This is a genomic window from Peptoniphilus sp. Marseille-Q6390, from assembly GCF_965119475.1.
This window is the reverse complement of the sequence record NZ_CBCPLS010000002.1, coordinates 348,920-368,472: the sequence shown is the minus strand read 5'-3', so window position 1 is coordinate 368,472 and position 19,553 is coordinate 348,920. Positions and strand designations below refer to the sequence as shown.

General features: G+C 33.2%; 15 protein-coding genes and 3 tRNA genes. 7 read left to right on the top strand and 11 right to left on the bottom strand.

The window, feature by feature from the left end; translation table 11 throughout:
• Nucleotides 1-208: 208 nt before the first annotated feature.
• Nucleotides 209-2,266, bottom strand: a complete 2,058-nt coding sequence (locus tag ACWPVO_RS07660; RefSeq protein ID WP_454207594.1) for a heavy metal translocating P-type ATPase — start codon at nt 2,264-2,266, stop codon at nt 209-211.
• 266 nt (nt 2,267-2,532) lie between these two features.
• Here ACWPVO_RS07660 and ACWPVO_RS07655 point away from each other — a divergent pair.
• The 3 genes from ACWPVO_RS07655 (at nt 2,533) to ACWPVO_RS07645 (ending at nt 2,791) form a co-directional block, all read left to right on the top strand.
• Nucleotides 2,533-2,624 (top strand) — tRNA-Ser (locus ACWPVO_RS07655).
• Between the two features lie 7 nt (nt 2,625-2,631).
• A tRNA-Ile gene (locus ACWPVO_RS07650) sits at nt 2,632-2,708 on the top strand.
• A gap of 7 nt (nt 2,709-2,715) precedes the next feature.
• A tRNA-Phe gene (locus ACWPVO_RS07645) sits at nt 2,716-2,791 on the top strand.
• A 220-nt stretch (nt 2,792-3,011) separates the two neighbouring features.
• On the opposite strand, the gene ACWPVO_RS07640 is transcribed toward ACWPVO_RS07645, so the two are convergent.
• Nucleotides 3,012-3,536 carry a cysteine hydrolase family protein gene (locus ACWPVO_RS07640; protein ID WP_454207592.1) on the bottom strand — a complete coding sequence of 175 codons (525 nt, stop codon included), beginning with the start codon at nt 3,534-3,536 and terminating at the stop codon, nt 3,012-3,014.
• A gap of 77 nt (nt 3,537-3,613) precedes the next feature.
• Here ACWPVO_RS07640 and sfsA point away from each other — a divergent pair, with 77 nt between their 5' ends.
• Genes sfsA through ACWPVO_RS07625 form a run of 3 tightly spaced genes read left to right on the top strand, consistent with a single transcriptional unit; the run spans nt 3,614 to nt 5,030 of the window.
• A complete protein-coding gene (gene sfsA / locus ACWPVO_RS07635) occupies nt 3,614-4,312 on the top strand; it encodes a DNA/RNA nuclease SfsA (protein ID WP_454207590.1) in 699 nt (232 codons plus the stop codon).
• On the top strand, nt 4,303-4,806 hold the full coding sequence (locus tag ACWPVO_RS07630) for a GNAT family N-acetyltransferase (protein ID WP_454207588.1): 504 nt from the start codon (nt 4,303-4,305) through the stop codon (nt 4,804-4,806). The genes sfsA and ACWPVO_RS07630 overlap by 10 nt, the downstream gene beginning before the upstream one ends.
• Nucleotides 4,807-4,814: 8 nt before the next feature.
• On the top strand, nt 4,815-5,030 hold the full coding sequence (locus ACWPVO_RS07625; protein WP_148466236.1) for a DUF6440 family protein: 216 nt from the start codon (nt 4,815-4,817) through the stop codon (nt 5,028-5,030).
• A gap of 35 nt (nt 5,031-5,065) precedes the next feature.
• Here ACWPVO_RS07625 and ACWPVO_RS07620 read toward each other — a convergent pair whose 3' ends face one another.
• The 3 genes from ACWPVO_RS07620 to ACWPVO_RS07610 all read right to left on the bottom strand — a co-directional run bounded on the left by ACWPVO_RS07620 (nt 5,066) and on the right by ACWPVO_RS07610 (nt 11,539).
• Entirely contained in the window at nt 5,066-8,206 is a 3,141-nt protein-coding gene (locus ACWPVO_RS07620) for a leucine-rich repeat protein (RefSeq protein WP_454207586.1), read from the bottom strand.
• 152 nt (nt 8,207-8,358) lie between these two features.
• Entirely contained in the window at nt 8,359-9,696 is a 1,338-nt protein-coding gene (gene mgtE / locus ACWPVO_RS07615) for a magnesium transporter (protein WP_454207584.1), read from the bottom strand.
• Nucleotides 9,680-11,539 (bottom strand): ATP-dependent helicase, encoded by a 1,860-nt coding sequence (locus ACWPVO_RS07610; protein WP_454207582.1) that lies wholly within the window; start codon nt 11,537-11,539, stop codon nt 9,680-9,682. Before ACWPVO_RS07610 ends, mgtE begins: the two co-directional genes overlap by 17 nt.
• Before the next feature lie 109 nt (nt 11,540-11,648).
• Here ACWPVO_RS07610 and ACWPVO_RS07605 point away from each other — a divergent pair, with 109 nt between their 5' ends.
• Complete coding sequence (locus ACWPVO_RS07605; protein WP_005955793.1) at nt 11,649-12,443, top strand: nitroreductase family protein; 795 nt, start codon at nt 11,649-11,651, stop codon at nt 12,441-12,443.
• Nucleotides 12,444-12,465: 22 nt separating this feature from the next.
• Here the strand turns inward: ACWPVO_RS07605 and ACWPVO_RS07600 are convergent, their stop codons facing one another.
• The 6 genes from ACWPVO_RS07600 to ACWPVO_RS07575 are packed head-to-tail and all read right to left on the bottom strand — an operon-like array spanning nt 12,466 to nt 19,542.
• Nucleotides 12,466-13,398, bottom strand: a complete 933-nt coding sequence (locus ACWPVO_RS07600) for a helix-turn-helix domain-containing protein (RefSeq protein WP_454207579.1) — start codon at nt 13,396-13,398, stop codon at nt 12,466-12,468.
• The gene (locus ACWPVO_RS07595; RefSeq protein WP_454207577.1) at nt 13,385-14,794 is read right to left on the bottom strand and encodes an ATP-binding cassette domain-containing protein; all 1,410 of its coding nucleotides are present in this window, start codon (nt 14,792-14,794) and stop codon (nt 13,385-13,387) included. Before ACWPVO_RS07595 ends, ACWPVO_RS07600 begins: the two co-directional genes overlap by 14 nt.
• A complete protein-coding gene (locus ACWPVO_RS07590; RefSeq protein ID WP_412277388.1) occupies nt 14,788-15,483 on the bottom strand; it encodes an energy-coupling factor transporter transmembrane component T family protein in 696 nt (231 codons plus the stop codon). Before ACWPVO_RS07590 ends, ACWPVO_RS07595 begins: the two co-directional genes overlap by 7 nt.
• Entirely contained in the window at nt 15,483-16,064 is a 582-nt protein-coding gene (locus ACWPVO_RS07585) for an MptD family putative ECF transporter S component (RefSeq protein WP_270675034.1), read from the bottom strand. The genes ACWPVO_RS07590 and ACWPVO_RS07585 overlap by 1 nt, the downstream gene beginning before the upstream one ends.
• An 11-nt stretch (nt 16,065-16,075) precedes the next feature.
• Entirely contained in the window at nt 16,076-17,797 is a 1,722-nt protein-coding gene (locus ACWPVO_RS07580) for an ABC transporter ATP-binding protein (RefSeq protein WP_148466229.1), read from the bottom strand.
• Nucleotides 17,797-19,542, bottom strand: coding sequence for an ABC transporter ATP-binding protein (locus ACWPVO_RS07575; protein WP_454207574.1), 1,746 nt, complete (start codon nt 19,540-19,542; stop codon nt 17,797-17,799). Before ACWPVO_RS07575 ends, ACWPVO_RS07580 begins: the two co-directional genes overlap by 1 nt.
• Nucleotides 19,543-19,553 lie beyond the last annotated feature (11 nt).

Here is a 19,553-nt window from a genome sequence, read left to right as displayed (position 1 = left end):
CATTATATTAACATAATCTTTTTAATATTTCAATCATTATTATTCTTTTTTTATGATAAATTTTTTCTGATTTTATAAAAAATTATAAGAATTAAGCAAACTCAATACTTTTAGACAATTCTAAAATTATTTAATTATCAATAAATATTTTTTAATTGAGTCTTGTATTCATTAAAGCTAATAAACCATAGCGTTTTACTATGATTTATTATTCTTTAAAAACCCTAAGTGAATTGACAATGCAAAGTAGAGCAACACCTACATCAGCAAAAACTGCTAGAGGCATAGAAACATATCCCACTGCTCCAAGTCCTAATACTACAACTTTTAAGAACAAGGCAATAAAAATATTTTGGTAGGCAATTTTCTTTACCCTCTTAGCAATATCAATTGCCCTTACAATAGAAGAAATATCATTTTTTAAAAGAACAATGTCAGAAGTTTCTATGGCAATATCTGATCCAGAACCCATACTTATTCCTAAATATGCTGATGCAAGTGAAGGTGCATCATTAGTTCCGTCACCAACAAAGGCAATTCTTTTGTCTTCTTCAATTTTTTTAATTTCACTTACCTTATCTTCTGGTAAAAGAGAACCCTTATAGTAGTCAATTCCAACTTCTTTTGCGATTTCTTCTACTACCCTGTCCTTGTCCCCAGAGAACATGTAAGTCTTAACTCCCATTTGGTGAAGTTTACCAACACTATCCTTAACTCCATCCTTTATCTGATCTTTTAGTTTTATAACCCCAAGAACTTTTTCCTTGTCAGCAACAAATACGTCCACGTAGTTTGATTCCTTGTTTCCTTCAAGACTTATGTCAAAGTCTTCCAATAATTTTTTATTTCCAACAAGGTAGGACTTACCTTCAAGTTCAAATTCTATTCCCTTACCACCAAGATTGTTTAGGTGGTCAGGAGTTTTTTTAGTCTTAAAGGCTTTTACAATAGCCTTGGCTATTGGGTGAGTTGAATAAGCCTCTCCCACAGCAGCAATTTCTAATATTTCATCTTTTGATGCAGAGGTTTCTTCTACTTCTGCAATAATAAATTCACCCTTAGTAACTGTTCCAGTTTTATCAAAGGCAACTCCATCAATGTCAGTCAAGGCTTCAATAGAATTTCCACCCTTTACAAAGATTGACCTTCTTGAAAGAGATCCAATTCCCGCAAACATTGTAAGTGGAACAGAAATTGCAAGAGCACATGGACAGGAAATAACCAAAAATATGGCCGCTCTGTAAAGTGCTTCTTTAGCAGTATGGTCTGTTGCAAAATTTAAGAATAAGAATAAAATTACTGCAAGACCAATTACTATTGGGGTATAAATTTTTGCAAATCTAGTGATAAATTTCTCTACTTTAGCCTTATTTACGCTGGCATTCTTGACCATGTCAATAATTTTTGCAATAGTTCCTTCCTTATAAGTCTTTGTTACTTCAACTTCAAGAGAAGAGTCCAAATTTACAAAACCAGATATTATTTCATCTCCCTCTTCAAGAGAAACTGGAGCAAACTCTCCAGAAATATTTGAAGTGTCGAGATTAGAAGATCCCTTCAAGATTTTTCCATCTAGGGGAACTTTTTCTCCTGGTCTAATTAAAATAACTTGTCCAATGGCAACTTCGCTTGGATCAACTTTTACAATCTCTCCATCAATCATTAAGTTGGCAAAGTCTGGTTTTAACTTTAAGGCTTCTTTAATGGATTTCTTTGATGAGTCCACTGCCCTATCTTGAATAATTTCTCCCACACTGTAGAAAAGCATAACTGCAACAGCTTCTGCATACTCGCCCGAAATTATAGCAGCAAGAGATGCCACAGTCATAAGAAATTTTTCATCCATAAATTTTCCTGTAGCAATTTTTTCTATTGATGGTTTTATTACATCGTAGCCAATAATTAGATATAAAACTAAATAAGAAATTATTGTAACTTTTTCATTTAATTTTGCAAAATGTAAAATCACAAGTCCTACAAATACAACAATAGACTTGTAGATGGAGAAACTTTCTTCTTCCTCCTCTTCTTCTATCTCTTCACCAAGGTCTTCTGTTACAACCACTCCATCTTCTATGGAATCAACAATCTCTTGAATTTTATTTCTTAGCTCACTTGACTCCTCTTCTGATTCAAAGACAAGCTCATCATTTAGAAAATCGTAATGAAGATTTTTGAGTTCATCTCTTGACTTAAGTTTCTCTTCTATCTTGCCTGCACAGTTAGCGCAAGTAAGTCCTCTTAAGTGAAAAATATACTTATCCATAAATTTCTCCTTTTTTATTTTTAATATTTCGACACTTGTTCATATATTCATTGTATTACATCATCTTTTTTTGTCAATAGATTTTGTTCTTTATTTTTTTAATTATTTATGAGATAATACTTAGGCAAGAGATGACCTTAAATTTTTTTAATAGATTTTACATAAATTTTAAATTAAATTTAAAATCTTTTAAAAAAACAGTTGACAAAAGATGCTCATTACTTTAGAATGAGTAGAGTAAGTTGCTAAAGAGTGACCTTCAATTTGGAGAAATACTCAAGTGGCTGAAGAGGCTCCCCTGCTAAGGGAGTAGGTCCCGATTAGGGTCGCGAGGGTTCAAATCCCTCTTTCTCCGCCAATGGTGAGGGCCTTTAGCTCAGTTGGTTAGAGCGCCCGGCTCATAACCGGTAGGTCCCGGGTTCAAGTCCCTGAAGGCCCACCATTTACTTGCCCAGATAGCTCAGTCGGTAGAGCAGAGGACTGAAAATCCTCGTGTCGCTGGTTCGATTCCGGCTCTGGGCACCATAATAAGTACCAATTAGTTGGTACTTATTTTTTTGCTTATTTTTAGATTTTTTATAATTTTTAATTTCAGTTTTACTTTTAATTTTCTCGCCACGAAAATTTTTTCAGTTCAAAAGAATTTAAAATTGATTGCATTAAAAAAGCACACTACTTTATGTTTACTACATAATAGTCGTGTGCTTTTTCATTTTTATTTTTTTGATTTTTCTTATTTCTTAAATTAAATTATTTTTACCTGACAGGACTCTAGTACATCTAGGGCTGATGCCTTCTTTTCATCTGTCAATCCTTCTGTTAAATCTTTAAAAAGATAAATATTTTTTTCTGGTAAGAAGCCCTTAACTAATAAAATATTTGAGACTACGCAGATGTCTGCAACAAGTCCTAGAAAATATATATCTCCTACTCCCTCTTCTTCATCTAATTTTTTTAGATATTCTCCAAGCTCAACTGAAGCAAAAGTATTTTTTTCGAACTTCTTTGCTCCTTCAAAGGACTTAGTCATCTTTAACTCTTCTGGAATATCGTGACCCCAAGTCCCCTTGATGCAGTGCTCTATAGGAAGATTCTTTCCTTCATCTGTTGAAAGATAATCATCATAATGGGTGTCTAGGGTATAGACAACTTCCCCATGAAAGCTCTCAACTTTTTTAACAACTTCCTTTAAGAGTCTTTCTCCATCTTTTGCTTTAAGAGATCCTGTGACAAAGTCGTTTTGCATATCAATAACTACTAAAAGGTCCATTAACTCCCTCCTTTTTTCTATCTTACTCCATATTTTACATAAATTAAAGTTCCCTGTATAATATTTTGGGGTGACTTATGAAATACACTAGCGTAATAAGAGCAGAATTTTTATATAGAAAAAACAGATTTATATCCTATTGCAAGAAGGGCTCTAAGACCTTGGAGGTCTACGTGCCAAACACTGGTCGCTGCAAAGAGCTCCTTATTGAAGGTGTTACAGTCTACTTGACCTACAATGACAATCCAAATAGGAAGACTTCCTACACCTTAATTGGAGTAATGAAGGGCGACAGATTAATAAATATTGACTCTCAAGCTCCCAACCAAGTGGTAGAAGAAGCCCTACTTAAAAATAAAATTGACTTGGGCTTTAAGTACAATAAAATAAAAAGAGAGTACACTCATGGAGATTCACGCTTCGACTTTTATCTTGAAGGCGAAGGGCAAAAAGCTCTAATGGAAGTCAAGGGTGTTACCCTTGAGAAGGATGGTATCGTGGCCTTCCCTGATGCGCCAACTAAGAGAGGCCTTAAGCACGTCAAGGGACTAGATAATTCTCAAGAAAATTATTTGACCTTTGTCTTGTTTGTAATTCAAATGGAAGATGTCAAATTTTTTACACCAAATTATTTGACTGACCCAAGTTTTTCAAGAGGACTTAAAGAGGCAAGTGAAAATGGTGTCAAAGTCCTCGCCTACGATTCAATAGTCACAAAAAATTCAATAGAACTTAACAATGAAGTTCCAGTTATCTTGGAGGAAAGATGGAATTAAGACTAGCAAGAGAATATGATAGAGAAATAATCTTAAAAATCTATGATGATGGATCAAGGAAATTAAAGTCCTTAGGACTTGACCAGTGGCAGGGTCATGATAAACCAAATCTTGATAATTTTAAAAAACTTATAGAAAATAAAAATATTTTTGTTTTAGAAAATGATGGTAAAGTTGTCTCCACTGTCATTATTTACGACTACGACATAGATTATGAAAATAATTTAGATGGGACCTGGAAAAGTCCAAGGCCCTATGTGGCTCTTCACAGGATTGGGACACTTGAGAGTGAAAGAAAAAAGGGCTACGGGAGAAAAATAATTGAAATGTCAGAATCCTATGCAAGAGAAAATAATTTTAAGTCAGTAAGGATTGACACCCACAGAGGAAACAAGGACATGCAGAGATTATTAAGCTCTCTATCTTATAAGTATGTTGGCATAGTTTATCTTGGCGGCAAGAATGAAAGACTCGCCTTCGAAAAAGTATTGTGAGGTTAAAAATGTTTAGTAAAGACAAAGAAAAAAGATTTATAAAAATTTTTAAAGAAGGTACTCTTACTGAGTCCATGGAAATTCTCTTGGACACAGAGACTGGAGTAAATTATCTATACATCGGTGCAGGTTACGGTATGGGAATCACTCCCCTCTTGGGCCCTGATGGAAAAGTTGTTGTTTCCAGTCAAAGAGAAATAGCAAACTTTTTAGAAAATATTTAAAACAAAAAACTCCTGTCCCCAGGAGTTTTTCTCATTTATAAATTTTTTATATTTATTATTATTTCTCTCGTATCTTCTTTATACTCGATATCATTTTCTTTATCATCTTTTAAATTTCCATTAGTTAAATTAAAGAGTTTGGAAACATTTGTCAAAGGTAGATAAAATCTATCTTTTTTTATTACTCCTTTTGTATCCATTTTAATTACATTACCATTTTCATCTATAATTTTATCATCATCTACATTTATACTTATTTTTTTATTATCTTTTTCAAAAATAACAGTCCTTGTATCCTTTATCCAAGTAACCTTTAATCCAATAAATTCTGCTATGAATCTAATAGGTAACATAGTTCTTCCATCCTTAACAAAGGGTTTGAATTCAAATTCCTTTTCAATTTTTCCACTTGGTGTAACTTCAAAATACTTATTGGAATCAAGTTTTAATATTACCTTCTTGTTTTTATCTTTGGTACTTCTTTCATTTCTTGAACTGCCATTTAATTTCCCTTGAACATAGACTTTCTCTCCCTTTACACTATTATTCCTTATTGAAATTTTAGGATGGTCTCTAAAGTCATCAATGTTTTCATCTAGGGGATTTGTTTTTTCTGCACTATTTTTATCTAAAAGAATCTTTGCATCTTTACAAGCATCTTTTACAGCATTGAAAATACCCTCAACGTGATACTTTTCTAAGTCACCATAGTCTTTTATAATTGAAAAATCTGAATTTAGAATGTCCTTTATATTTTTTCCATCATATTGACTTAGACTTCTTATAGCCAATTCATGATAACCTTCATTATCTTCATCAACATTTAATACATCAGCACCAAATTCATTTTTTGTTCCTTCTCCTATGGTATAAGACATATCAAGTACATATAAAATCTTGCCCTGATCATCAAAATACATATTTACACCTATATAGTATGGTGGAATTGGAAGAGGACTTTCTAATTTATAAACTCCTTGGACCATGTTTGCCTTAGAAATTTCTCCTTTATTAAGGCATAAATCCGATAATAAATTTAGCTCCTTACTTGTCCTATCTATCTTCCAACTAGGTGATGCTGCATTATTATAAGCTGTATTGGCATAATTTAACTTGTTTTTTAAAATTTTAATTTCATTCTCTTTTAAGGACTTATTTAAAATTGCCTTATTTGCCTTTTCCATTGCCTTGTCAAGATCAACTCTACCTAAGAAAAATTTAGTATCTTTTACAAATTTAAGAAGTTGACCCCTAGTTAGTTTTTCATTCTTTATTAATTCTTCTCCATTTGCAATAATATCATCAAACTGTTTTCTTGTAGACTCTCTTAGTTCTCTTTTATCAAGATTTTTAATCTCATTTACAATATTAATTAATTCAGTTTTATCTACGGCTAGTACACTAGGATCAATTTTAAAATTATTACCATCAGCTATCCTGTTAATATTTTTATTTCCAACTGTATTAATAATTACAGATTTACCTGATCCATCGTTAGTATCAAAAGCATTAAACATTATCAATTTTACATTATCTGATATGTTTAAAGTTTCTATCTTATTGTTATAAAATGCTTCTGCTGATATTTCCTCTAGGCTATCTGGAATGTTTAACTTTTCAATACTATTGTTTCTAAAACTTTGTACTCCTATTTTCTTTAAATTAGGTAATTGTGATAAGTCAAGCTCTCCTTGTATATCATTCTCTAGAAAAGCCATATCAGAAATTTCCTTTAATTCATTAGAAATTAAATATAAAATTGAGATATTATTTTGTCTGAAAGAAGATTTGCCTATATATTTTAGATGTCCTCCTTGTAAAAACAACATTTCTATTTTATTTATATGAAAAGCTGCATCATCTATTTTTTCAATTTCATCATTTAATGATAAGGATTCAATTTTATTATTCATAAATGCACCCTTACCAATCTCTTTAAGATTATTATTTTCAGAAAAATCAATTTCCTTTATATTATTAGATTGAAATGCAAAATCTCCAATCTTTTCAATATTTTTTGGTAAAACTACACTTTCAATATCATATTTTTTTATACTCGATTCATCGAAATCAACATTTCTAAAGGCATCTGCTGCTACTTCTACTATATCTTCTCCATTTTTATTCTTATTTGGTAGTATTAAGTTTTTATTTTTTAGAATTTTTAAAAATCCACTTGTGCTGAATCCTTTAATAGATTTGCCTTCAATAATGAAGTCGGAAAGATCCCACTCACTTGCATCTATATCTAAGCCATCTGTTCTTTTATCTTCACTCGGATTTACATAAAAGTTTACTCCATCCAAAAGATCACTATTTCCATTGTACTTCACAACTACACGTCTAGCATAACTTGTGCTACCTGAGTTAGCGTTGAAAGCGTCAGGAGAAATCTTTTTTATAGAACCTGGAATTGTTATTTCTTCAATTTGATTGTCTTCAAAAACTTGCTCTTTTAATTCTTCTAATTTTTCTCCATTGAAAATAACTTCATGGATTTGATTGTTTTTAAAAGCTCTCTCACCTATATCACAAACACTTTCAGGTATTATTAGTTTCCCTTTTATTTCGGCATCAAAAAAAGATGTGTCATCAATTTTTTCTAGCCCCTCATTTAAAACAAGATTATTAATAGAAGTATGTGCACACGCATAGTCCTTTATATGTTTTAAAGTTCTAGGAAATGTGATTTTTTTAAGATTTTTATTATCTCTAAAAGCATCAGGTCCTATCTCTACATAGCCTTCTGGTATGATAACTTCTTTAATCTCTGTGTTCCTAAAAACTCCGCCTAATTTTTCAATCTTTTCTCCATAGTAATCTTTTCCATAAGTCTCAGAATCTGGCGACTCATCTTTTAATAGAAACTCGTCTATTGCAACCATCTTATTCGCTGTAAAGGCAAAAGAAGCAATTTTTGTAATCGGATTTCCTTTCTCATCAAAACTTGGTAACTTAACAATTGGGTTTTCTTTCAATTTCTTAAGGCCCTTATCTGAAAAACCATAAATTTTATTATCTTTAATTACAAAATCTTCGACTGTATAAATATGATTATTTACATCTATAGAGTTATTATTAGCTAAGCTATTTGCATTCAATGCATAAGTACTATTCAGCAAAACTACACTTGTCAATGCCGTAGAAACAGCTAAAAATTTTATTTTTTTATTCATAAACTCTCCTTATTTTATATATTATCTATACATAATAGATGTAATCAAAATAATTTTGTTAATATTATTTTGATGATATATTAAAAAGAACATACCAAGCTCTGGTCTCGATATGTTCTTTACTGTTAAAATCTTATTTTTTATATGAATTTTTAAACCAATTTTGGCAAAAACATTGTTGCCAGACCTAGGAAGATAAAAAATCCAAATACATCTGTAAAAGTTGTCAAAAATATTGATGATGCTATGGCTGGATCCACCTTTAACCTATCAAGTAAAAGCGGAATTAAGAATCCCATAGAGCAGGCGATTATCATATTTAAAATCATTGCCAAGAAAAGAATGAAGCCAAGGTAAAGGTTGTGGTGCCAGAAGACAAAAACTCCTGCAGCCAAGAGCCCAATTATTGCTCCTTCAGTAAGTCCCAAGAAGATTTCCTTGAAAATCAACTTGAAGTCTTCCTTAAGGGACAACTCTCCTCTTGCTAAAGAAGTGATAATAATTGAAAGAGTTTGTGAGCCTGCGTTACCTCCCATTCCCGTAACAATTGGCATGGCAGCAGATAAAACAACTACTTGAGAAATTGTGTACTCAAAGCCCTTAACAACTGATGATGCCAAAAAGGCTGTGACCAAGTTTATTACAAGCCAAGGTAATCTTGACTTAAAGGATTCCATTAAACTTGAGTCGTATTCTTCATCGGCATTAACCCCGTGCATCTGCAACATATCTTCGTTGTGCTCTTGGTCAATAACTGCGATGATGTCATCAGATGTTATTACACCAAGAACTACCATCTTGTTATTTACAACGGGAAGAATGTCCAACTCATACTTGGAGAAGAGGTTAGCGGCAACTTCTTGGTCATCTGTCCCATAGACATAAAAGTCGCACTCTTCCATGAGGTCCCTTAAGAGAGTGTCTGCATGACAAACCAAGAGGTCCCTCATAGTCACTATCCCGCTAAGTCTATGCTTGTCATCAGTAACAAAAATCTTGTCAATAATCTCTGTCTTTGGAGAAATTGAAATTATTTTCTTTACTGCCTGGTCTGCCGTCAAGTGCTCCTTAAGGGCTATAAAGTTTGTAGTCATAATTGACCCTGCAGATTCTTCGTCAAAGGACAAAATCATCTTTAGGATGTTTTGTTTATCACTTTTTATCAGTGACAAGATTTCCTTTCTTCTAACTGTTGAAAGAAATCCAAGAAGGTCAGCCACAATTGAGTTTTCTATAAAGGCAAAAGTTTCAATTAGCTCTTCATTTGTAAAAAATCTCATTATTATTCTTGCTAAGTCTTCTTCTGCCGACTCTAAGAGTAAGCCGAGATTTTCCTTGTTTAATAATTTTACAAAAATTCCAATTTCTTCGTCTTCATAATCTTCAAGCTCTAGGCAAATATCAACGGGGTGATACTCTTCAAAGAGCTCATTAGCTTTTACTTCATCTCTTTCTAATATTATATTTTTTATTTCATCTATTATGTTCACTGTTTCCTCCTGCTAAAGTCTCTAAGTCTGTAACAAAGGAAGAAATTTCATTTTTCTTTCCATTTGTGTAGTGGGAGTACATGAGGTAGAGTTCCCTCTTCGCCCTAGTCATTGCTACATAAAAGAGCCTTCTCTCCTCTTCGTAAAGGTCTGGATCTTCTCTTAGACCTTCAATGCTCGATGTTGATGGCAAGGTCCCCTCATACAAGTCTACAACAAAAACTCTTGAGAATTCAAGTCCCTTGGCTGAATGGATAGTTGAGAAGGTAAGCCTTGCATCAGTATCTCTAGCCTTTAATAGATCATATTCCAATTCCTTGAGCCTGCCAATGAATAGGTCCAAAGACTTAGTCGACTTGGCAATCATCTTTAAGTAGTAAAGGTATTCATTTAAAGTTGCTTCAGTCTCCATAAACCTCTTGGCATTTTCTCTAAGATAGTCGCCATAGCCCATTTCCTTGTCAATATAATCTATGGCCTCATAGACATCTACCCTTGCAATCTTTTTAAAACCAACCAAGAGCCCGTTTATATTCTTGTTGTAATAAGATGGAAGATCTGGATAATCCTTTAAGATGTTAAAGATATTTTTCCCCCTGTGTCTCTTTAGGTATTCAATATGTCTCTTTGAAATATAACCCTTTAATTTAAAATAAAATTTTTCATAGAGATCAATGTCTGAAAGGTCCCCAGCAAAGTTTAAAATATCCAAGATGTCATGAGTTATAAAGTGAGAGAAAAACTTGGTCTTCTTATCCTTTATATTAAATTCATAATTTTTCCTCTCAAAGTACTCTACAAGGCCAATGCTTGAAAGGTTGTTACGGTAGAGGACTGCAATGTCTCCATCTTCTTTTTTTAACTCTTCTTCTATTAGGGCGTACTGGTCTTTGGGCTCCTTGACCTTAATAATACTTACAGGTTTGTCAAAGGGGTTGTCTGTTACAAGAGTTTTTTCAAACCTCTTCTCATTCTGCCCAATAAAAATATTTGCAATATTTACAATATTTTTAGTGGAACGGAAGTTGTCTTCCATATAAAAGGTCTTTATGTCCTTGTATTCATCCTTGAGTTTAAAAAGTTCTTCAGTGTTGGCTCCCCTAAAGCCATAGATGGACTGGTCATCATCGGCAACTACAAATAAATTATTATTAGGCCTGGCAAGGAGTTTCAAAACCATAAACTGACTCCTAGAAGTGTCTTGACCCTCATCAAGTTGGATGAACTTAAACCTGCCCCTGTACTTCTTCATTATTGCAGGGTCATTCTTTAAGACATCATAGGAAAGATTTATCATGTCGTCAAAATCTATAAGTCCCCTGTCCTTCTTAAACTTTTCATAGGTCTCAAAGAACTTGACAAAATTATCTGTGTCACACCTCTTGGCTTTGGCAAAAGACTGGGGCGACAACATCATGTTCTTGCAATAACCAACTTCTGAAATCGCAGTTTCAATTCGTTCTTCTGTGGGATAGGAATTATTAACAGACCTGTAGATGTCTCTAAGGATCTCGTACTTCTTTTTCATATTTGAATCAATAAGGCTAAGAGACTTGCCAGACTTTTTGGAATAGTCTCTTACAATTGAATAGCAAAAGGCGTGGATGGTGGAGAAGTGAACAGTCCTGTCGCCGTCCATTCCTACAAAACGATCCTTTATGTCCACAGCTTGAGCCTTGGAAAAAGTAATTGTTAAGATGCTCTTGGGGTCCACTCCCCTCTCTATTAACTTTTTGGTCCTGTAAAGGATCATAGTAGTCTTTCCTGCACCAGGAACTGCCAAAACAATGGCAGGACCCTCAAAGTGATCTACAGCTTTTAATTGACTTGGTGTTAAATTCACTTTATCCCTCCTCCTATAGTTTAAACTATAAGGTAATTATTTTAAATCTATTTTTGAGCCCGCCCTTGTGTTATAATCTTTATTAAGAAGAGTTTTAGGGGGGATTACTATGTTAATGACAAACTTTTTACAAAAGAGAAAATCAGTGAGAAATTTTAAAAAGGACACTGTGCCAAGAGATTCTTTGGAAAATATAAAATTACTTATGGATGAGCTAGACCGTGAAGAAAGCGAAATTAATTTTTCACTTTACGAAAATGGAAAAATTGTAGCCGAAGGTCTTAGGGGCAAGGCAGGATACGCAGGAGTTATGATCGAAGCTCCACACTACATTGCACTAGATATTAAAAACGACAAACCACTTAACATCTTAAAGGGTGGCTACTGCCTTGAAAAGCTAAACACAAAAATCGTTGACCTAGACCTAGACACTTGTTGGATAACAGTGGACGAGGTTGACCACGAAACTAAGAAGGCAATCTTTGGCGAAAACGGAACAGGAATCGACTATCTAATAGCAATAGGCTACGGTCAAAAGAAAAAGTTTTTTGATCCAGAAGTTACAAGTTCAAGACTTACAGTTGAAGAAATTGTCTTTGCTGATACTCTAGGAAATCCAATTTCCATTGAAACTCTAGAAAATTACGGAGTCTTTGATGTATTCTCATCTGTTAGATTTGCACCAAGCCACAAGAACTTCCAACCTTGGAGATTCGTACTAAAGGGATCAGTTGTTGAAGCTTACATGGTAAAATCTGATGAAGACACAAGATCACTAATAGACATGGGCGTTATCCTTTTCTATATGGAAGAAATGCTAAAGACAATTGGTATCGAAAAGAAATGGACAATCGACCTAAAGGACGCAGGTAAATATTATTACATCGGTTCCTTTACTTTATAAAATTTAAACATTAAAAAGAAGCTCATTCACTTAGAGCTTCTTTTTTTCTGTATTCACTTGGACTTAGTCCCGTAAATTTTTTAAAGGACCTTGTGAAATTTGATGGACTTGTGAGACCAAGTTCCATAGAAATTTCTGTTATGTTTTTATCTGTCTTCATCAAAATTTCTTCTGCCTTCATCATCCTTAAATTGTTGAGATACTTTATAGGAGTGTACTGAAATTTTCTGATGAATTTTTTATTTAGGTTTGACTTCGAGATTTTAAATTTCTTGGTAAGTAAGTCTAAGGTAATATCCTTTTCTAAGTTTTCTTTAATAAACTCTTCAATTAAAATAATTTCTTCGCTTTTTTCTTGCTTTTGATAAGATTTTCTTATTTCTGAAGTTTTTTCTCGTGTAATATCGTAAATTAAATCCAGAGCCTTTATAGAAATACCCAAGATATCTTCACTTTTTAGGACCTGGATAAGTTCATTGGCCCTTTGAATTAGTCTTTCATTCCTATATACAAAACCCATATCCTTTATTGAATTTATTTTTTTCAAAAATTCCACTAGGATTTTACCGTAAAAGGAATCCTTATCTATCTGGTTTTCAAAAATGATAAAGTTAAAGGCCTGAACCCTGTCCTTGGTCGTATAAGATTCCCTTGCATAAGGAAGGGCCTTGCCAATAAAAATTTCTCTAGTTATTAAAATCTTTGTATCATTGATATAGGTAAAGTAATTACCTTCATAGCTATAAGAAATCCTATAGCCCTTATTTCCTTTGCTATCAGAAGCCTGCACTTGGTACCTTTCCCTTAAGTCAATATACATGAGCATAAGTCCTGGAAAAAGTTTATAATTTTTCATTTTATTTTTAGGATGGCTTATCCCTCGATACTCTATAAAATCATCATTATCATCGACGATTTCAAAGTCCCAAGAAGCTAAATAATTAGTATTTTTCATTTACAAACTCCAAAATATTTTCATCTGCACTCTTAATAAATTCATAATCGTGTGTGATTATAATAATTGTTTTGTTTTGCTTTTTCATTTCCTTTAAGAAGCTAATTAATTTTGTCATATTCTTTAGGCACAAGCCAGAAGTTGGTTCGTCTAACAAAACTATTTCCTTCTTGCTGGCAAGGGCTAGTCCAAGGGCAAGTCTTTGCTTCTCTCCTCCAGATAAGGCTTGCGGATGCCTGCCCTTCTTATCCCAAAGTCCCAAATCACACAAGATTTTTTCCTTTAGAAGGTCATCATCTGATACTATTGACATTTCTGAGTAAACTGAATCTGTAAATAATTGATAGTTCACATCTTGCATTACAAGAGAAATTTTTTCATAGGGCCTCCTTATTTTCTCAGACCCATAATATAAATCTCCCCTTTGCCCCTTATTAAGTCCGCAAATATTTCTTATAAAAGAGGTCTTTCCTATTCCATTTTCTCCAATTATAAAATAAATTCCCCTGTCAAAGGATAGGTTAAAATCAAAAATTACCTTATCACTAGCGCTATACTTGCAAAAAAAGTTTCGACACTCCATTATTTTGTCATGATCAAAATTTTTATCAAAAAAAGATTTTTTTATGTATTTATCCTTATTCAAATCTTCCTTTTTTATTTCCTTTAGACTTCTCAGCTTATGATTTCTTATAAATTCATCATTAAGCTCTTCTCTTTGGTAGGAATTTATTTTTTTGTCTTCAATGACAAAGAGCTTATCCATTATGTCCCTTAGGTAGTAAAGCCTATGCTCTGCAATAATTATAATTTTTTTCTTTTCCTTTAATATCTCAATAATATTTTTTAATCTTTCAATGGATTTATTATCAAGAGAGGCAGAGGGTTCATCAAAAATATAAATTTCATTATCCATTAGGGCAACAGACGTAATTGCAACAAGTTGTTTCTCCCCACCTGATAATTTGAATAAATCTCTATCAAGTAATTTATCTGTACCAAAAATCCTTGTATAGTAATCTATTTTACTTAGTATCTCCTCTCTTTTTACATTTCTGTTTTCAAGAGCAAAGGCCATCTCATCACTTGAATTGATGCAGTAAAATTGATTTTTGGGATTTTGAAAAACTGTGGAAATATATTGACTCCTATCGCTTATGCCCTGGTCAAATAAATTTTTTCCCTTAAATAAAAGCTGGCCCGAAATTTTGGCATTATTTACCTCTGGAATTATACCATTAATTAGCTTTATAAAAGTTGACTTGCCTGAACCTGACTGTCCACTTATTACATTTACACTGCCCCCTTCAAAGGACAGATTAATATTTTCAAATATTGTATTTTCTTTGCCCTCATAATTTTCATAGGCCAAGGAAAAATTTTTAAACTCTAACATATTTTCACCCTGATGAATAAAACTATTATAAAAATTCCAAAGGCTATTAAGACATAATCTTGCAACTTCAAGCTTGCATCAGAAATAGATGACCTCTCTCCATCCACTCTCATTCCCCTTGTCATAGCTGATATGGCAACATCATCAGCAGTCTGTGATGTGATCATTAAAAGTGGAACAAACTTATATTCCAAAATCTTAGCAGGCTCTTTGAAAAAATTTTTCATACTTAGTCCATGCATATACATGGCCTCATTTATTTTCTTGTAATCTTCCTTTATTGAATAAAAAAATCTAAACATTACAGAAACTGGAATAATCAAAAAATTTGGCAAGTTTATTTTCTGCAAAGAGTAAACAAGATCACTCATTTTTGTTGTAACAAGAGCATAGTAACCCATCATAACTCCAGGCAAGATTCTTATAATTATTCCAACATAGAGGTTTAAAATCATTGTTAAAAAATTTTGCGAAAGGTTAAGCAAGAGACCTTGCCCTAAGAATGCCACAGAAGTATATAAAAGTCCCTTAATTAAAAGGGACCACTTTTTATCAAATAATGCAAGTAAATAGGGAAAGATTGCTATTAGAATCCCAAGATAATAATATCTTCTTCCAAGAGAACCCTCAATGGCAGCAATCCCTATTACATTTGTTAAAAATATTTTTGTCCTAAAGTCAATTTTCATTAAGCCATTCCTGCTTTTTTGAAGTGCTTATTTAGAATTTTAATTCCAATAGTGCAACCTAAGTATCCACCTAACATACCTACTAGGACTACAGGTATAAAGGACCAAGTTGGCATAACAGATAATAGTTTTTCTGCATATTCTGCTCCGTAATCTTGGTCGATTAAAGATTGAACAAAGGCATCTCTGGCAAAATACACTGGTATTAAATTTGCAGCTCCAAAAAGCATAAAGACCATGTAGGTTAGTCTTGCAGTTTTTATTGACTTGTAACCACCTTTTTTTAATATCATCTCGCAAATTAAAGACAAGACAATTATGGCAGGCAGAACTATTGCCCCATGACCTGACATTGAAAATACAAGTCCAAAAACTATTCCCATTATTAAGACCATGCCAAACTTGTCTATCTTTGTTGAATAAAGCATAAAGACTGGCCCTGAAACCAAACCACAAGCAAAGGGAACTAGGGGCATAAGGACAGGTATAAAACCTATCATGCCTCCACACCAAGTTGCCATTACAGTTAAAAGCGAAAATACACCGGCATTTACTAAATCCCGAATTCCAAATTTTTTCATCTTATCTCCTCTTAATATACAAATTCTTCTGACTTCTTTGATGACTCAATCATCTTCTTGTAAGTCTTGCTTCTTTCTATTAGTTCTTTATGTTTTCCAAAGTCTTCAATTTTTCCGTCTTTCATAACAATTATTTGGTCTACATTTTCTATTGACTTCATCCTGTGAGATATTATGATTACAGTTTTGTTCTTTGTTAATTTATTCAAAGACTCTTGGATGTACTTTTCATTTTCCACATCAAGTGATGCGGCAATTTCATCTAAAAGAATTATTTCTGCATCCTTTAAGAAGGCTCTTGCTATGGAAATTCTTTGTCTTTCACCGCCAGATAAGTTGGAACCATTTTCGCCAATTTCCGTTTCATATCCCCTTGGCAATTTCTTTACAAAGTCATCGCAGTTGGCAAGTCTTGCCGCTTCAAGGACTTCTTCGTCACTGGCACTGGACCTGCCCAGCCTAATATTTTCCATTACCGATCCATTAAAGAGGGTTACATCTTGAAAGACCATGGAAATGTGTTTGAACAAGTCTTGTGTGGCAATATTTTTTATCTCCTTACCATCAATTGTGATTTCTCCAGAGTCGTAATCATATAACCTTGCCACTAGTTTTATTAGGGTGGACTTACCGCAACCTGATGGACCAACAAGGGCAGTAGTCTTTCCCTGCAAGGCCTTAAAGGAAATATTATCTATAACTTTTTTGTCATCGAGATAAGAGAAGGAAACCTTATCTCCTTTAATGTCAAAGGACTTCAAGTCTGCTCTATTTCCTTTTTGAATTTTTTCATTCCTAAGTGCCTTTATTTTTTCAACTGGCGAATCGATATACATTAACTCCGCATAAAATCCGTTGAAGGCTGCGACTCCATCAATTAATCTTGCTGAAGCAAATAAGTAGCCTGCAAAATACAAGATATTTATTTCTCCATCTATCAAGCTATTTAATCCAACATATATTGCAAGGGCAAGAGATAAATTTGCCACAACTCCTGCAGAAACAAGAGGGATAACTTGCCCCAGTTCTGACTTAATGTGGTTCTTTTCTAAAGACCTAACAAATTCAATGCCACTTTTTTCCTTTTCTTCAGTCAAATTATAGGACTTGATCTCTGTAGATAGGTCAATGAGTTCTTGAAACATCTTCGAAGACTTTCTTTGTTCTTTGTAGTAGGACTTAGTCGCCTTTTTTTGCATCTTGCTGGAAAACAAATTCAAAATAGCAGAAATATAAATTGGCACTATAACTGCAAGCCCAAGTTTTAAATTTCCAATTAGTAGCAAAATGGAAATAATAAGTAGATTTATTATAAAGCCATAAAATCCTGAAAGTGCATGAGAAAGTGCATGTTCAATTGCTTCTACATCCTTCATTATTGTTTGAGAAAGATCTGTTAAATCTCTACTTGAATAAAAACTAAGAGGCAAGTCCTTAATTATTTCAGAAATTTCTATCCTAAGGTTTGCAGATTCCTTATAGGTTTCGTTGTAAGTTGTAATGTAATCCCTATTAATTACAAAAATCATAAGAAGACCAATTATTACATAGGCGATGACTGAAATCCATGGACTAAAGTCTCCTAAATTTAACAAGCCTTGCATTACATACATAAGTAAGAACATAGGTAGCATATAAGAAAGGGTCTTTAGGCTAGAATATCTTATTGCAACAAGAGCACCCTCTGCCCCCTTGTCTGTAAGTCCAAAGCGATTTTTCAAATAAGTTTTCATCAGTCAACCCTCCATTCATTTGCCTTCATATACATTTCCACAAACTTCTTATACTTGCTGTCTTCCTTGTAAAGTTTATCGTGACTTCCTCTTTCAATTAGCTTTCCATCTTCGATTAAAAGAATTTCATCTACTCCTCTTATGGAAGTAAGCCTGTGGGCAATCATAATTGTAGTCCTATTTTTTATTAATTCCTTAAAGGCTCTTTGTAGTTCATATTCGTTTTCGGGGTCAGCAGCTGCTGAGGCTTCGTCCATAATTATTATTTTTGGATTCTTTAAGAAAATCCTAGCAATACTTACCCTTTGCTTTTCTCCCCCAGAAAGATTTACACCTTCTGCTCCAATCACTACATCATAACCTTCTTTGAATTTGTCTATAAACTCGTCACACCTTGCAAGTTTTAATGCCCTTAATACTTCTTCATCAGTGGCATCATTTTTTCCAAGCTTGACATTTTCAAAAATGGAGATACCCTGGAAGAGCTGTGGGTTTTGAAAAACAATTCCTATGTTTTTCATAAGACTTTCCTTGTCATAGGAAGAAATATTTTTGTTTCCAATTAAAATTTCTCCTGAGTCAACAGGGTACAGACCAGAAATTAATTTTGCAATAGTTGACTTACCTGAACCCGAACTACCCACCAAGGCATAGACCTTATCTTCTTCAAGACTTAGAGAAAAGTTATTTAAAATTTTATTTTCTCCGTCATAGGAGAAGTCTACATTCTTAAATTCAATATTTTTGTTTAAGAATTCCCTTTGGCTTCCAAATTCTATTTCCTTCGCCTTCATCTCCTTGAACAAATTTTCAAGATTATCCACAGCAGAATTTGCCTGGAAGACAAACATAGATACATACATAATTTTCATTGTGTTAGAAAAGAATATCCCCATGAATAGAGTAAAAAATAAAATTTTTGCCGCCCAAAGACCAGGATCAGCTCCCCTATTAACCATAAAGATTCCCAAAAATATTGGCGTAATTATAAAAATATTTAAAAGCCATTGGAATATGACATAGGGAACCCTGCAAGACATAGAATACTTATAGACCATATCCTTATAAACAAGAATCGAATCATAAAGTTTTTTAAAACCGATTAAGGGTGCATTAAAAATCTTTACTACAGGCATGGCCCTTACATACTCAACTGCACCTGCGTTCATTTCATCAAGCATATCCATGTACTTCTTCATAAAGGACTGATCACCCATCATATTTTTTACAAGGACTAAACTTATTAGGACAATGACAATAAAAAATATTCCAAGATATAAATCCAATAGGAAGGTCAAGATAATCATAAGTATGGGAGTCAAAAAGGCTGCTGTTTGATCTGGAATTAAATGAGCCACAATCATGTGAGTTTGCTCCACATTGTTGTCAATTATTTTTCTCACTTCTCCAGAATTATTTAGGTCAAAAAAAGTATTAGATGCCCTAAGAAGATGCTTTATACCTCTTTCACGAAGACGCGTTTCAAGCCTAAAACCTGCTAAGTGACTCATCCAAAGTCCCATAAAGTATAAAAGACCATAGGCAATAAATAAAAATAAAATTTTTATTGCAAGACTTCTTTCTTCTGATAAGACCCCACCAGTAAATACATTCTTTAGCAAAATCCAAATTAAATAATAAGCATAAAATTCTAAAACAATGCCCAAGGTCGTAAGTAGACATGCAAGAATACCGTGAAGTTTTCTCTCAGGTATGTAGGAAAATAATTTTTTGTATAATTTCAAAATATAACACC